Source organism: Shigella sp. FC1967 (genome assembly GCF_001743005.1).
Lineage (GTDB): Bacteria > Pseudomonadota > Gammaproteobacteria > Enterobacterales > Enterobacteriaceae > Proteus.
This window is the reverse complement of record NZ_MIIZ01000185.1, coordinates 1-274: the sequence shown is the minus strand read 5'-3', so window position 1 is coordinate 274 and position 274 is coordinate 1. Positions and strand designations below refer to the sequence as shown.

1 protein-coding gene and 1 pseudogene are annotated in these 274 nt (G+C 41.2%); one reads left to right on the top strand and one right to left on the bottom strand.

Features of this window, described 5'->3' with window-relative positions; translation table 11 throughout:
• A partial coding sequence (locus BHE89_RS01675) for a helix-turn-helix domain-containing protein (protein WP_171742425.1) occupies nt 1–102 on the bottom strand: 102 nt, incomplete at its 3' end.
• Nucleotides 103–158: 56 nt separating this feature from the next.
• On the opposite strand from BHE89_RS01675, the pseudogene BHE89_RS01670 reads away from it, so the two are divergent.
• A pseudogene (locus BHE89_RS01670) lies at nt 159–274 on the top strand (IS200/IS605 family transposase); the annotation flags it as partial.

Here is a 274-nt window from a genome sequence, read left to right as displayed (position 1 = left end):
CAGCGCTTTGTTGTACGCAAAACGAACCGCACCGAACTGAGCGTTGAGATATTCAGCCTGTTCTGGTGTTGGGTAGATGCGTACTTTTGTTGCTCTTAACATCATCAGCGCTCATTGATATAATGTTTTTATTTTAACATGTTAGGGAAACATATCAATTGAGTAATCATAATGATTTACTGGCGGAATTCCTCAGAAAGCGGCACAGTGTCAGTAAAACTGGTCGTGCATCTGATCTTTACGACAAAGTATCGACGTAAGCTATTTGACGGAC